The organism is Pseudomonas sp. GR 6-02, assembly GCF_001655615.1.
Classification (GTDB): domain Bacteria; phylum Pseudomonadota; class Gammaproteobacteria; order Pseudomonadales; family Pseudomonadaceae; genus Aquipseudomonas.
This window is the reverse complement of the sequence record NZ_CP011567.1, coordinates 995,295-1,009,626: the sequence shown is the minus strand read 5'-3', so window position 1 is coordinate 1,009,626 and position 14,332 is coordinate 995,295. Positions and strand designations below refer to the sequence as shown.

Here is a 14,332-nt window from a genome sequence, read left to right as displayed (position 1 = left end):
AATCTTGTGGCGAGGGTGCTTGCTCCCGCTTGACCGGGCTGGCGCACCAGTGCGCAGCGCTCACAAAATCTCCGCCATTCGCAGCATTTTGGGGCCGCTTCGCAGCCCAACGGGAGCAAGCTCCCTTGCCACAAAATTCCAGTGTGCCTGACGTTAACCGCGAGCCTTGTCGATCAACTCGATGTACTCGGCCGCGTTACGTTGATCCTGAATCAGGGCCACGAAGTCATTGCCGTGCTCATCCTTGCCGTCCAGATCGTAGCCGGCTTCGACAAAGAACGTCAGAAAACGCTCGAAGTCATCGATGCGCAGACCGCGGTAGGCCTTGATCAGTTTGTGCAGCGACGGTGAAGTGGCGTCGACCGGCTCAAAATCGAGGAACAGTTTGATCTGCGCATCGCCGATCTCGTCACCAATCACTTGCTTCTTATCTTTACGCATTGCCGACTCCAGCTCGCAGACATTTCACAGGGCGGGCAGTTTACCCCTGCCTTGATGCCGGGCTCAACGCGGACGAACGCTGCCGGTGTGCAGATCGGCCCAGATATGGCCGTTGGCGTAACTCAGAAACTGGCAATACACCGTGTCGTTGCGCAGCAAGTCGATCACCACCCGGTACTGGGCCAACGGGTAATAGAGCGTTAGCGTTTTGCTTTTGTTGTCGTAGATCGGCTTTTTCAGGCTTTTGCTTTCGCCATCGAAGTTGACCAGCACCTGGCTGATGGTCGCACCCTTGTTCAAGGGTTTGCCCTTGAGGCGGATCAGCAAGGGTGAGGTGACCGGGATTGGTTGTTGGTTGGACTGACGCTGGCTGCCGAGGACCACCGAATACTCGGTGACCTGCAACAGTTGTTGCTGCTCGGGTTCCGCTTCACGCAGAGTCAAGTCGTCCGGGGGCAAAAACTGCACATGCATCGGTGCCGGAGCGGCGGCCAGGGGTAGGCTGAAGACCAACATCAGGGCGGCGCAGCTGCGGATCAAAAGACTCATGACAGGCTCCTGGGACGAGGCCGAGCACTCTAGCATGATGATCAATCGGGCGAATAACCGATCCAGATCAATACTCTCGAAGACAAGGCTGGGCATACTGAAAGAGCCTTCAGCCCTATTTCGACGGCGTGCCGTCTACTGTGGAGTCCCTATGCCATTCTCCATCCCCCCGTTATTCGCCGCCTGGCGTCAAACTCTGCGTGCAGGTTATAGCCTCAGACGCTTGCGCGGCGACATCAGTGCCGGGGTGACGGTAGGGATTATCGCCATTCCCCTGGCCATGGCCCTGGCGATTGCGGTGGGAGTAGCGCCCCAGCAAGGTTTATATACGGTGCTGATCGCGGCCCCCCTGATCGCCCTGACGGGAGGCTCGCGCTTCAATGTCAGCGGGCCGACAGCCGCGTTCGTGGTGATACTGCTGCCGATCACCCAACAATATGGCCTGGGTGGCCTGCTGCTTTGCACCATGCTTGCCGGGGCCATCCTGATTGCCTTGGGGCTGATTCGGGCCGGTCGGCTGATTCAGTACATTCCTTATCCGGTGACCCTGGGCTTTACCGCCGGGATCGGCATAGTCATCGCCACACTCCAACTAAAGGATTTGCTGGGCCTGAGTACCACCGGGCATGCCGAACATTACATCGAGCAATTAGGTGCGCTGCTCCAGGCATTGCCCAGCGCCCGCCTGGGGGACGGAATCATCGGTGTCATGTGCCTGGCGGTTCTGATCGTCTGGCCGCGGTTTGTGCCGAGGGTTCCGGGGCATCTGGTGGCGCTGGCCGTCGGCGCAATGTTGGGGCTGGCGCTGGAAAGCGGCGGGTTACCGATTGCGACGCTGGGCGAGCGCTTCAGCTATATCGTCGATGGCGTCAGCCACCCCGGCATTCCGCCGTTTCTGCCGAGCTTCGACTGGCCGTGGAATCTGCCAGGACCCAATGGTCAGCCGCTGCATCTGTCTTACGACCTGATCCGCCAATTAATGGCACCAGCGTTCGCCATTGCCATGCTCGGCGCCATCGAATCGTTGTTGTGTGCGGTGGTGGCCGATGGCATGACGGGCAGCAAACATGACCCCAACGCCGAACTCCTGGGTCAAGGCATTGGTAACCTGGTCGCACCGTTGTTCGGCGGCATTACCGCCACCGCGGCGATCGCCCGCAGCGCCACCAACGTGCGCAGCGGGGCGTTTTCGCCATTGGCGGCAATTATCCACAGCGCGGTGGTGCTGCTGGCGATACTCGTCCTCGCCCCGCTGTTCAGCTACTTGCCGATGGCCGCGCTGGCGGCGCTGCTCGTGATGGTGGCGTGGAACATGAGCGAGGCCCGGCATGTCGTGCACACCCTGCGCATTGCACCACGCAGCGATGTATTGGTCTTGCTGACCTGCCTGAGCCTGACAGTGCTGTTCGACATGGTACTGGCCGTTGCCGTTGGGCTATTGCTGGCCGCCGGGTTGTTCGTCAAGCGCATGAGCGACCTCACGGACACCGCCGAACTGCCTCGAGAGTTCCATCAAGCCTTACAGGATTTGCCGGAGCATGTTCGTTGCTATGCGATACGCGGACCGTTGTTTTTCGGTGCAGCGGAAAAGGCCCTGGGCGTGCTGCGCAAATTCAGCCCGGAGGTCAAAGTGGTGATTGTCGAGATGAGTGCCGTGTCCATGCTGGACATGACGGCGTTGGCAGCCTTCGACAATATCCTCAGGGATTATCGCACCGACGGCATCGGCCTGATTCTGGTCGGGACGGCTGCGCGCGTGCGCCTGAAACTCAGGCGCGCGGGCATCCATCGGGAACAGCGTCAATTGGCTTACGTGAACAACCTGGAACAGGCTCGACGCAAAAGCGAACGCTGGCTCGTCGGGCAGGACTGAGCGCGCGGTTCAAGCGAACTGCGCACGCATTCGGATGGGAGATCTGCCTTCAAGCATCAACGTGTCTGGCGGCTGAAACCACCCCCAGACAGTCAACCTGCTTACAGGCCTTTAACGGCAAAAATTCCGTTCGCGTTACGCCAGTAGCCTTTGTAGTCCATGCCATAACCGAAGATGTAACGGTCAATGCACGGCAGGCCGACGAAATCGGCTTTCAGGTCCGGGCGAGCCTTGCGGTCGTGGTCCTTGTCGATCAGCACGGCGGTGTGCACTTTGCGGGCGCCGGCGTGTTTGCAGAAATCGATGATCGCGCCCAGGGTGTGACCTTCATCGAGGATGTCGTCGATGATCAGCACGTCACGGTCGATGAACGAAACTTCCGGCTTGGCTTTCCAGAACAGCTCGCCGCCGCTGGTTTCGTTGCGATAGCGGGTAGCGTGCAGGTAGGACGCTTCCAGCGGGAATTGCAGATGGGTGAGCAGCTTGCCGGCGAAAATCAGGCCGCCGTTCATCACACAGAACACCACCGGATTGCTTTCAGCCAGTTGTTCGTTGATATGTGCACCGACGCGGGCGATGGCCGCCTCGACTTCAGCTTCGGTGTACAGGCAGTCAGCCTCTCGCATGATTTGACGGATATGCTCGAGATCAGCGGACATGGCGCTCTCCAAGGGGTTTGAGGGGGAGGGACGGATTCGGAAAAGCGGGCAAAGGTACGCATCCCGCACGGCCAGATCAAGCGTTTGTGGACTAACGTACTGTATGTCTATAGGACAACACCCTCGGATAGATTAATCTAGGCCGGTTTTTTTGCCCGCCGCCGGAGCCTTTCCCCATGCCCATCCGTGAGATCCGCCATCCGCTGATCCGTCATAAACTTGGCCTTATGCGCCGCGCCGACATCAGCACGAAGAATTTCCGTGAGCTCGCTCAAGAAGTCGGCGCCCTGCTGACCTATGAAGCCACCAAAGACCTGCCGCTGGAAAGCTACGACATCGAAGGCTGGTGCGGCACGGTGTCGGTGGAGAAAATCGCCGGCAAGAAAATTACCGTGGTGCCGATCCTGCGTGCCGGTATCGGCATGCTCGAAGGCGTGCTGAGCCTGATCCCGGGCGCCAAAGTCAGCGCCGTGGGCGTGGCCCGTAACGAGGAAACCCTCGAAGCCCACACCTACCTGGAAAAACTGGTGCCGGAAATCGACGAGCGCCTGGCGATGATCATCGACCCGATGCTCGCCACTGGCGGCTCGATGGTCGCCACCATCGATTTGCTGAAGAAGGCCGGCTGCAAGGACATCCGCGCGATGGTCCTGGTGGCCGCTCCCGAAGGTATCGCCGCTGTGGAGAAGGCTCACCCGGACGTGACCATCTACACCGCTTCCATTGACCAGAAACTGAACGAACACGGTTACATCATCCCAGGCTTGGGCGATGCCGGTGACAAGATCTTCGGCACCAAGCAGAAGGACGCGTGACCATGCAGCAAGAGTTCAACGATCCGCTCTGGCGCACGGTATTGTCCGGCGCGCAGATGCTGTTCGTGGCCTTCGGCGCCCTGGTGTTGATGCCGCTGATTACCGGCCTCGACCCGAACGTGGCGCTGTTCACCGCAGGTTTAGGGACGATCCTGTTCCAGATCGTCACCGGGCGTCAGGTGCCGGTATTCCTGGCGTCGAGCTTCGCCTTCATCACCCCGATCATTCTCGCCAAGGGTCAGTTCGGCCTGGCGGCGACCATGGGCGGCGTGATGGCGGCCGGTTTCGTCTACACCTTCCTCGGCCTTGCGGTGAAGATCAAAGGCACCGGGTTTATCGACCGTTTGCTGCCTCCGGTGGTGATTGGCCCGGTGATCATCTCCATCGGCCTGGCCATGGCGCCGATTGCCGCCAACATGGCGATGGGCAAGGCGGGCGACGGTACTGAGCTGATTCATTACCAGACGGCGATGATGATTTCGATGCCCGCGCTGTTGACCACCCTGATCGTCGCGGTGTTCGGCAGAGGTATTTTCCGCCTGGTGCCGATTATCTCCGGTGTGCTGGTGGGTTTTGCCATGGCGTTTTATTTCGGCGTGGTCGATACCGCGAAGATTGCCGTGGCACCGTGGTTCGCGATTCCACATTTCACCGCGCCGGAATTCAACTGGCAGGCGATTCTGTTCATCGTTCCGGTGGCCCTGGCCCCGGCCATCGAGCACATCGGTGGCGTGATTGCCGTGGGTAGCGTGACCGGTCGCGACTACCTGAAAAAGCCCGGCCTGCACCGCACCCTGCTCGGTGACGGCATCGCCACCACCGCGGCCGGTCTGTTCGGCGGCCCACCCAATACCACTTACGCCGAAGTGACTGGCGCGGTGATGCTGACCAAGAACTACAACCCGAAAATCATGACCTGGGCGGCGATCTTCGCAATCAGCCTGGCGTTCATCGGCAAATTCGGCGCGCTGCTGCAAAGCATCCCGGTGCCGGTGATGGGCGGGATTCTCTGCCTGTTGTTCGGTTCGATTGCCGCGGTGGGCATGAACACCATGATCCGCCACAAGATCGACCTGGGCGAAGCACGCAACCTGGTGATTGTCTCGGTGACGCTGGTGTTCGGGATTGGCGGCATGCTGGTCGGCACCGGTACCGGCCAGAACGATTTCGGCCTCAAAGGCATCGCGCTGTGCGCGGTGGTGGCGATTGCACTGAACCTGTTGCTGCCGGGCAATGACAGCTGGAAGCACAAGAAGGCGGATGAGCCGCTGTTGTAAGCAGGCGACTCAATCCCCTGTGGCGAGGGAGCTTGCTCCCGCTTGACCGGGCTGGCGCACCAGTGCGCAGCACTCACAAAATCTTCATTGACTGCAAAGATTTTGGGGCCGCTTCGCGACCCGGCGGGAGCAGGCTCCCTCGCCACAACCAGCCAGCCGTCACTTCAATGTACGTTCCTATAAAGCCAATGGCGCCCTTTCGCACATGGCACTCAACGCCTTGACCCACAGCGACTCATCGTTGAGGCAAGGCACCAGCACCAACTCCTCCCCTCCCGCCTCGCGGAATTGCTCCTTCCCACGATCACCGATTTCCTCCAGCGTCTCGATGCAATCGGCAACGAACGCCGGGCACATCACCAGGACTTTCTTCACGCCGCTTTTGGCCAACTCGTCGAGGCGAGCTTCAGTGTAGGGTTCTATCCACTTGGCCCGGCCCAGACGCGACTGAAACGATACCGACCACTTGCCGTCCGGTATGCCCACACGTTTGGCAAACTCTGCGGCCGTGCGCAGGCACTGACCGCGGTAACAGGTCGCGACCACTTCCGGTGGCGCACCGGCGCAGCAATCACCGCCACCCTCGAAGCTGTGCCCCGGATTGAGCTTTTTCAGGTGACTCTCCGGCAAACCGTGGAAGCTCAGCAGCAGATGATCGAAATCCTGTTGCAGATATGGCCTGACACTCGCCACCAACGCATCAAGGTATTCCGGCTGATCGTAAAACGGCTGCAGAACCGAGAACTGCATGTCGAGCTTTTTATCGCGCACCACGCGCTTGGCTTCTTCGATCACCGTGGTCACAGTGCTGTCGGCGAATTGCGGATAGAGCGGTGCCAGGGTCACTTTCTTATGCCCCTGGGCAGCCAGCCGCACCAGCGCGGACTCAATGGACGGCTCGCCGTACCGCATCGCCAGCTCAACAGGCCCGTGAGTCCACTGCCGAGTCATGGCCTGTTGCAGGCGACGGCTGAGCACCACCAGCGGCGAGCCCTCCTCCCACCAGATCGACGCGTAAGCGTGAGCCGATTGTTCCGGGCGCTTGATCAGAATCAGCGACACCAGCAAACGCCGCACCGGCCAAGGCAGGTCGATCACATACGGGTCCATCAGAAATTGATTGAGGTAACTGCGCACATCCGCCACCGAGGTGGAGGCAGGTGAACCCAGGTTGACCAGAAGCAATGCGTGATCGGTCATGCAACGTCCTATTTCAGAGGCGGCCGGACAGATCGTCCAATGCCGCGCGCAAATCAGTGAACCGGAAAGTGAAACCCGCTTCCAGCAAGCGAGCCGGCATCGCCTTCTGCCCCCCCAGCAACAACAATGACAACTCGCCCAGTCCGACCTTCAAGACGAGAGTCGGCATCGGCATGAACGCGGGACGATGCAACACGTCACCCAACGTTTTAGCGAATTCGCGATTGCGCACCGGCTTGGGCGCGCAGGCATTATAGGGACCGCTGGCCCCATTGCGATGCAGAAGAAAATCAATCAGGGCGATTTGATCTTCGATATGAATCCACGACATCCACTGCCGACCGCTGCCGATCGGCCCGCCCAGCCCCAGTTTGAACGGCAACAACAGCCGCGACAAAAAGCCGCCCTCGGCGGACAACACCAACCCGGTGCGGATGAGAACCACGCGGATGCCCAAGGCGTCGGCACGTTGCGCGGTTTCTTCCCAGGCGATGCACAACTGGCTGGCGAAATCATCGATGACCGGTGGCGATTGCTCGGTCAACTCCCGCTCGCCGCCGTCGCCGTACCAACCAATCGCTGAGCCGGAGATCAGCACCTGCGGTTTCTGCTCACGACTTTCGAGCCAGGCCAACAGGGTTTCGGTCAGGGTGATCCGGCTGCTCCACAACAGCGCTTTGCGTTTGTGGGTCCAGAGCCGATCGGCGATCGGCGCCCCCGCAAGGTTGACAATTGCATCCACCGGTTCTGGCCCAAAATCCTCAAGCCGTGCGATTCCCCGTACCTGAGTGCCGCAGATTTTGGCGACTTTAGCGGGCGTGCGACTCCAAACCGTGAGGTGATGTCCCTGACTCAACCAGTGTCGGCAGAGCTGACGTCCTATCAAACCAGTACCGCCGGTCAGCAATATGTGCATGACATCTTCCTCGCGTGGCGTTTTACCCGGATCACTAGTCTATTTTTATAAGCAGGGATCTTTGGTATCGGGCAGGTTCTGTGTTTAACAATAGGCCAAGCTCTCAGAACGAGAACGCTAAAAGTTATACCAAAAAACAATATTGTACAGGTTTGAACCACGGCGTAGTCTGTACAGAAAGGCAAACGAGGCCCCTATGACTGTACCTATCGCAATCATCGGCACCGGCATCGCCGGACTCTCAGCCGCCCAGGCCCTTACGGAGGCCGGGCATGTCGTTCATCTGTTCGATAAAAGCCGCGGCAGTGGCGGACGCATGTCAAGCAAGCGCAGCGATGCGGGTGCTCTGGACATGGGCGCACAATATTTCACTGCCCGCGACCGTCGCTTCGTCACCGAAGTCCAGCGCTGGCAAGCCAACGGTTGGGTCGCCGTGTGGACACCGCAGCTCTATACCTACCACGGCGGCCAACTCAGCCCCTCGCCGGACGAACAGACACGCTGGGTCGGCACGCCGCGCATGAGCGCCATCACCCGTGCCCTGCTCGGTGACCTGGAAGTGCAGTTCAGCTGCCGGATCACCGAGGTCTATCGCGGTGAAGAGCACTGGCATCTGCAAGACGCCGAAGGCTTCACCCACGGGCCGTTCAGTCATGTGGTGATTGCCACGCCAGCCCCTCAGGCGACCGCGCTGCTGCCCTCCGCGCCGAAACTCGCCGGGGCCGCCGCCGGGGTAAAAATGGAGCCGACCTGGGCGGTCGCCCTGGCTTTCGACACACCATTGGATACCCCGATCGAAGGCTGCTTCGTGCAGGACAGCCCTCTCGACTGGCTGGCGCGCAACCGTAGCAAACCGGGACGCGACAACACCCTCGACACGTGGGTGCTGCACGCCACCAGCGCCTGGAGCCGGCAACATATCGATCTGTCCAAGGAAGCGGTGATCGAGCAATTGCATGGTGCCTTTGCCGAACTGCTGCACGACGCCATGCCTGCACCGACTTTCAGCCTCGCTCACCGCTGGCTTTACGCCCGTCCGGCCAGCAGCCATGAGTGGGGTGCCCTGGCTGATGCTGATCTGGGCTTGTATGTATGCGGTGACTGGTGCCTGTCCGGCCGTGTCGAAGGCGCCTGGCTCAGTGGCCAGGAAGCGGCCCGCCGTCTGCACGAACACCTGCAGTGAACCGCCTCGATTCGAGCACATTGCTGCTGTCGACACGGACAGCAGCCCTGAAAAAACCTATACAAAAAAATTGACTTGTACACCTTTGAATCTATGCTGAACGAATGTTGTACAGATTTAACAATCCGTACAGGTCTGGATTCGAGGTGCCCCGATGCCTGCACAATCAACGACCCCACCCAAAATCGCCATCAGCGCCTGCCTGATGGGGGCCGAGGTGCGCTACAACGGCGGGCACAAGACGTCACGGCTGTGCAGCCACATCCTTTCCGATTATTTCGATTTCGTCCCGGTGTGCCCGGAAGTTGCCATCGGCTTGGGTATCCCTCGCGAACCGATCCGCCTGGTCGGCAACCCTGAACATCCGCAGGCGGTCGGCACGGTCAACCCTGAAAACAACGTCACCCGGCCGCTGGCCGAATATGCTCGGAAAATGGCTTTGGAACTGGGCGACATCTGCGGCTATATCTTTATGCAGAAATCCCCTTCGTGCGGTCTGGAGCGGGTCAAGGTCTACCACGCCAACGGCGCGCCGGTGGACGGCGGTAGCCGTGGCATTTACGCCCGGACCTTCTGCGCGCTGCATCCCGATTTGCCGGTGGAGGAAGAAGGCCGGCTCAACGATCCGGTGCTGCGGGAAAACTTCCTTACCCGCGTATTCGCCTACAGCGCCTGGCAGCAGTTGCTGCAAACCGGCCTGACCCGGCGCGGCCTCACGGATTTTCACTCGCGCTACAAATACCTGTTAATGGCCCACAACCCGGTGCAATACAAAACCCTGGGAAACCTGCTCGGCAACATGGGCCGGACCGCCCCTGAAGTCATCGGCCCGCGCTATTTCAGCGAGCTGATGGCGGCCTTGAAAAAATGCGCCACGCGCCGCACCCACACCAACGTCCTGCAACACCTCAGCGGCTATCTCAAACAGGCCATCAGCACTGAAGACAAACAGGAAGTGCAGCATGTGATCAGCCAGTATCGTCACGGCATCGTGCCGCTGGTGGTACCGCTGACGTTGCTCAAACACTACTTTCGCCAGCACCCGGATCCATACATTGCGCAACAGGTTTACCTGCAACCGCACCCGGAAAACCTCAGCCTGCGAAACGCAATCTAATGAAAACCCCACCGGACACCAGCGCCAGCGAAGACCTCGGCACCGACTTCAAAAAGGCCCTGGACGCAGGCTGGCTGCCCATCCGTGAAGTGGCCCGGCAGACCGGGGTCAACGCTGTCACCTTGCGCGCCTGGGAACGGCGCTATGGGCTGATCGTGCCTCAGCGCACTCCCAAGGGGCATCGGCTGTTCTGTGCCGAACACGTTCAACGCATCCTGACGATCCTCACCTGGCTCAATCGCGGCGTGGCGGTCGGTCAGGTCAAGCAACTGCTCGACACGCCTCAGGTACTTGCCGAGCCCGTCGGAAACGATTGGCTGGTGTTGCGCCAGACACTGCTAAAAGCCGTTACCCAACTGGCCGAACGCACCCTCGATGACACCGTAAACCAGGCGATGGCGCTGTATCCGCCACGCACCTTGTGTGAACACCTGTTGATGCCGTGGCTGGCGGAACTGGAACAACGCTGGCAAGGCCAGTTCGGCGCGCAGATGGAGCGGGTGTTTGTCTATTCCTGGTTGCGCAGCAAATTCGGCGCGAGGATTTACCACAACAACCGCCAGTTACGTACTGCGCCGCTGTTGCTGATCAATCAATCGGACCTGCCTCTGGAACCTCATCTATGGCTCACCGCCTGGCTGATCAGCAGCACCGATTGCCCGGTGGAAGTTTTCGACTGGCCACTCCCGGCCGGCGAACTGACGCTGGCGGTCGATCACCTGCAAGCCCGCGGCGTCCTGCTGTATTCCAGCAAAGCCATGAATCTTGCAAAATTGTCGAAACTTTTGAATGGCGTCAGTTGCCCAAAAATGATCGCCGGACCAACGGTGTGCATCCACCACGCCGATTTGTCCGCAAAAAACACCGCCATTGCTGATTTGATCCTGGCCGATAACCCGTTATCGGCCCATCTGGACCTGATACAGCGCGGGCTCATTTAATGGCGCTTTTTTGATGAATCGTACGGATACGACCATGCAATTGATCTGGCTGCGCAGCGACCTGCGTCTACACGACAACACCGCCCTCTCGGCCGCCGCAGCCCGTGGCCCGTGTGTGGCGGTGTATTTGCCGAGCCCGCAGCAGTGGCTTGCGCACGACGACGCGCCGTGCAAAGTGGACTTCTGGTTGCGCAACCTCGCCGAATTACGACGCGCGCTGGACGCCCTGAACATCCCGCTACTGATTCGCCAGGCGTCCCGCTGGGATGAAGCGCCCAAGGTTCTGCTCGAACTGTGCCAGCAGCTGAAGATCGACGCGGTGCACGTCAACGAGGAATACGGCATTCATGAGACCCGCCGTGATGCGGCGGTGGCCCAAGCGCTGAAAGCCCGGGGCATCGACTTTTACAGCCACCTCGATCAGCTGCTGTTCAAGCCAGGCACCGTGCTCACCAGAACCGGAACCTACTTCCAGGTCTTCAGCCAGTTTCGCAAGGTCTGCTACGAACGCCTGCACGCTTCATTGCCCGGATTGGTCGCTGCACCCGCCCTTCAGGCTCCATTGGATATCAGCAGCGACGAACCGCCCTCCCGTGTCGAGGGTTTCGATTCTCCCAACGACAGCTTGCGTGCCCTCTGGCCAGCCGGTGAAACCGAAGCCCGACGCCGCCTCGACACCTTTGTCGACGCCCAGATCGACTATTACCACAGCGAACGCGACTTCCCGGCAAAGCCCGGCACCAGCCAGCTCTCGGCCTATCTCACCGCCGGGGTGATTTCCCCTCGTCAGTGCCTGCACGCCGCGTTGCGAAGCAATCAGGGCGAGTTCGAAAGCGGCAAGGTCGGCGCCATCACCTGGATCAACGAGCTGCTGTGGCGCGAGTTCTACAAACACATATTGGTGGGCTACCCCCGTGTATCCCGGCACCGCGCCTTCCGGCCGGAAACCGAAGCCCTGGTCTGGCGTGACGCCCCGCAAGAACTCAAGGCCTGGCAGCAAGGCCGCACTGGCCTGCCGATCATCGATGCCGCCATGCGCCAATTGCTGGAAACCGGCTGGATGCACAACCGTCTGCGCATGGTGGTGGCGATGTTCCTGACCAAGAACCTGCTGATCGACTGGCGTGAGGGCGAGCGCTTCTTCATGCGGCACCTGATTGATGGCGACCTGGCGGCGAACAATGGTGGCTGGCAGTGGAGTTCGTCCACCGGCACTGATTCGGCGCCCTACTTCCGGATTTTCAACCCGCTGAGCCAGTCGGAAAAGTTCGATGCACAAGGGGTGTTCATCAAGCACTGGTTGCCGGAGCTCAACGAAATGAACAATAAAGACCTGCACAATCTGGCCAATCTCGGCGGATTGTTCGGCGTGAGGGGCTATCCGTCGCCTATCGTCAATCTGAGCACTTCCCGTGAACGGGCCCTGGCCGCGTTCAAGAACCTGCCATCACGACAGGGTTTATCGCCACCGTCATTAAATTGATACCGCGGCGTTGCGTCATGAACACGGAATTGAGCCAGGGAAATATTGGGTAAATAAGGGGATTGGGATGAGTCGTACACCTCCAAGGCGATACTGGTTGACCGGCGCCAGCAACGGTATTGGTGCTGTGCTGGCTGAAGAAATACTGAAAACCGGGGCTCATCTGGCGGCCAGCTCCCGCTCGGTGGCATCACTGATATCGCTGTCTGAGCGCTATCCCGGTCAAGTGCTGGTGGTCGCGGGCGATTTGACCAACAGCCAAAGGGTGCGCGAAATCGGTGAGCAGATTGCGCAGGAATGGGGCTCTCTGGACACCATGATCCTTAACGCAGGCACCTGCGAATACGTCGACGCCAATCAGCTCGATTCGTCAATCATCGAGCACATCATGCGTACCAACTTGCTTGCCAGCAGTTATTGCATCGCAGCCGCCCGGCCTTTGCTGCAGGCGGGCACTGCGCCGCATCTGGTGGGCATTGCCAGTTCGGTGACCTGGTTACCCCTGCCGTGGGCCGAATCCTATGGCGATTCAAAGGCCGGGTTGCGTCATCTATTCGAGTCATTGCGCATCGACATGACGCCGGAAAACATCGAAATGACCGTGGTCAGCCCAGGGCTTATCGATACGCCTCTGAACGACGGCGCCCCGATACATCTCGACTGGTCGGCAGGCCAAGCCGCGCGATACCTCCTCGACATGATCAAGAATCGTCCACTGGAATGCTCCTTGCCGGAGCTGCTCATGCCTGTTCTTTGGCCCCTGCCGCAACAACCCGACCGGGCGGGACTGGCAATCGACGAACAAGCGCGAAACAAGCCGCCGATCGAGGATCTGCCGTGAAGCCTGAGCGTCTGTCAGGCCTTTTACACAGCGTGGGCCCACTGCCTTACACTGCGCGCCATGAAAACCATTCCCCACACGCAAGTCGCCGAGCCTGCGGTCACCTGCTCGACCTGCGCAGCCTGCTGCTGCCAGCTTGAAGTGATGCTGATCACTGACACCGGCGTGCCCGAACGTTTTATCGATACCGATGATTGGGGTGGTGAAGTCATGCTGCGACTGGATGACGGCTGGTGCGCCGCACTGGATCGCAACAGCATGATGTGCACCATCTATGAAAAGCGTCCGCTGATCTGCCGGGAGTTCGAAATGGGCGCACCGGAATGCATCACCGAACGCCAGGGGATTGCGACGGCGTATCGGTGAGATCGCAGTCACCCGATGCCATGTGAGAGCCCCCGCCACAGGTAGCTCCCACATCTAAACACTGCAGGCTTACAACGGCATCGTGTAATGCAATGCGTAGCTTTCTACACCGTCGTTCGGGTTACTGATCCCGGCATTGGAGTAGTGGGTGGCGCGAATCCCGACTTCATGTCCGCCGGCAAAGCGCAGACCAAACCCGAAACGGTCTTCGAACTGAAAGGCACTGCCGAGCTTGTTATCTTCGTATTCGGTGTTGGCAAACACCGCGATACCGATACCCGCTTCGACGTAGGGCTTGATGGTCTGACCGGCAAACTCGTACACCAGTACCGGCGAGAACGACAAACTGTGATTGCTCGCCGTTTTGTCGCCTTCCCAGTAGGTGTAAGCGCCGCTCCAGTAGCCGGTCAAGCGGCCAACATCACTCTGCAACCAGCTCTTGTCCCAATCGAACTGCATGCCCAGTCGGTAGGTCATGGTCGAATCGCTGGTCTGGCCGACCCCGAACTCCACCCCTGCCGCCTGCGCGGTAAAACTGTGCCCCATCAATGCGGTCGCAATCGCGGCCAAACAGAATAGTCGCTTCATTAGAAACATCCTTTTCCGAACAATTTAGTATGATTTTTATGCTGCAAAACAAACAAAGCTATAGAAGTCACCGTTTAATCAGA

15 protein-coding genes are annotated in these 14,332 nt (G+C 59.6%); 9 read left to right on the top strand and 6 right to left on the bottom strand.

Translation table 11 applies throughout. The features are described 5' to 3' along the window. Window positions 1–153 precede the first annotated feature (153 nt). Together PGR6_RS04330 and PGR6_RS04325 are read right to left on the bottom strand one after the other, a co-directional pair. A complete protein-coding gene (locus tag PGR6_RS04330; RefSeq protein ID WP_018929588.1) occupies window positions 154–441 on the bottom strand; it encodes a PA4642 family protein in 288 nt (95 codons plus the stop codon). A 63-nt stretch (window positions 442–504) separates the two neighbouring features. Next, on the bottom strand, window positions 505–990 hold the full coding sequence (locus PGR6_RS04325) for a hypothetical protein (RefSeq protein WP_019651163.1): 486 nt from the start codon (window positions 988–990) through the stop codon (window positions 505–507). 151 nt (window positions 991–1,141) lie between these two features. On the opposite strand from PGR6_RS04325, the gene dauA reads away from it, so the two are divergent. After that, a complete protein-coding gene (gene dauA, locus PGR6_RS04320; protein ID WP_018929586.1) occupies window positions 1,142–2,863 on the top strand; it encodes a C4-dicarboxylic acid transporter DauA in 1,722 nt (573 codons plus the stop codon). A 101-nt stretch (window positions 2,864–2,964) separates the two neighbouring features. On the opposite strand, the gene PGR6_RS04315 is transcribed toward dauA, so the two are convergent. Then, a complete protein-coding gene (locus tag PGR6_RS04315) occupies window positions 2,965–3,522 on the bottom strand; it encodes a hypoxanthine-guanine phosphoribosyltransferase (protein ID WP_007939779.1) in 558 nt (185 codons plus the stop codon). 176 nt (window positions 3,523–3,698) lie between these two features. Between PGR6_RS04315 and upp the strand changes: the two genes are divergently transcribed. Both upp and PGR6_RS04305 read left to right on the top strand, forming a co-directional pair. Further along, window positions 3,699–4,337, top strand: a complete 639-nt coding sequence (upp, locus tag PGR6_RS04310) for a uracil phosphoribosyltransferase (protein WP_007939777.1) — start codon at window positions 3,699–3,701, stop codon at window positions 4,335–4,337. Between the two features lie 2 nt (window positions 4,338–4,339). Then, window positions 4,340–5,614 carry a uracil-xanthine permease family protein gene (locus PGR6_RS04305; RefSeq protein WP_018929585.1) on the top strand — a complete coding sequence of 425 codons (1,275 nt, stop codon included), beginning with the start codon at window positions 4,340–4,342 and terminating at the stop codon, window positions 5,612–5,614. Between the two features lie 177 nt (window positions 5,615–5,791). Here PGR6_RS04305 and hemH read toward each other — a convergent pair whose 3' ends face one another. Together hemH and PGR6_RS04295 are read right to left on the bottom strand one after the other, a co-directional pair. Further along, window positions 5,792–6,814, bottom strand: coding sequence for a ferrochelatase (gene hemH / locus PGR6_RS04300; RefSeq protein ID WP_064616184.1), 1,023 nt, complete (start codon window positions 6,812–6,814; stop codon window positions 5,792–5,794). Between the two features lie 13 nt (window positions 6,815–6,827). Next, window positions 6,828–7,730: a TIGR01777 family oxidoreductase gene (locus tag PGR6_RS04295; RefSeq protein ID WP_026286681.1), complete on the bottom strand. Its 903-nt coding sequence runs from the start codon at window positions 7,728–7,730 to the stop codon at window positions 6,828–6,830. A 196-nt stretch (window positions 7,731–7,926) separates the two neighbouring features. Between PGR6_RS04295 and PGR6_RS04290 the strand changes: the two genes are divergently transcribed. The 6 genes from PGR6_RS04290 (at window position 7,927) to PGR6_RS04265 (ending at window position 13,661) form a co-directional block, all read left to right on the top strand. Further along, the gene (locus tag PGR6_RS04290; protein ID WP_018929582.1) at window positions 7,927–8,913 is read left to right on the top strand and encodes an NAD(P)/FAD-dependent oxidoreductase; all 987 of its coding nucleotides are present in this window, start codon (window positions 7,927–7,929) and stop codon (window positions 8,911–8,913) included. A gap of 154 nt (window positions 8,914–9,067) precedes the next feature. Beyond that, window positions 9,068–10,030, top strand: coding sequence for a YbgA family protein (locus tag PGR6_RS04285; RefSeq protein ID WP_018929581.1), 963 nt, complete (start codon window positions 9,068–9,070; stop codon window positions 10,028–10,030). Continuing rightward, window positions 10,030–10,971, top strand: a complete 942-nt coding sequence (locus PGR6_RS04280; RefSeq protein WP_064616183.1) for a MerR family transcriptional regulator — start codon at window positions 10,030–10,032, stop codon at window positions 10,969–10,971. The genes PGR6_RS04285 and PGR6_RS04280 overlap by 1 nt, the downstream gene beginning before the upstream one ends. A gap of 34 nt (window positions 10,972–11,005) precedes the next feature. After that, complete coding sequence (phrB, locus tag PGR6_RS04275; protein WP_064616182.1) at window positions 11,006–12,454, top strand: deoxyribodipyrimidine photo-lyase; 1,449 nt, start codon at window positions 11,006–11,008, stop codon at window positions 12,452–12,454. 67 nt (window positions 12,455–12,521) lie between these two features. Next, window positions 12,522–13,295, top strand: a complete 774-nt coding sequence (locus tag PGR6_RS04270) for an SDR family NAD(P)-dependent oxidoreductase (protein WP_026286680.1) — start codon at window positions 12,522–12,524, stop codon at window positions 13,293–13,295. A 60-nt stretch (window positions 13,296–13,355) separates the two neighbouring features. Further along, window positions 13,356–13,661, top strand: a complete 306-nt coding sequence (locus tag PGR6_RS04265) for a YkgJ family cysteine cluster protein (protein WP_018929577.1) — start codon at window positions 13,356–13,358, stop codon at window positions 13,659–13,661. A gap of 69 nt (window positions 13,662–13,730) precedes the next feature. Here the strand turns inward: PGR6_RS04265 and PGR6_RS04260 are convergent, their stop codons facing one another. Beyond that, window positions 13,731–14,249, bottom strand: a complete 519-nt coding sequence (locus PGR6_RS04260) for an acyloxyacyl hydrolase (protein WP_018929576.1) — start codon at window positions 14,247–14,249, stop codon at window positions 13,731–13,733. Between the last annotated feature and the right edge of the window lie 83 nt (window positions 14,250–14,332).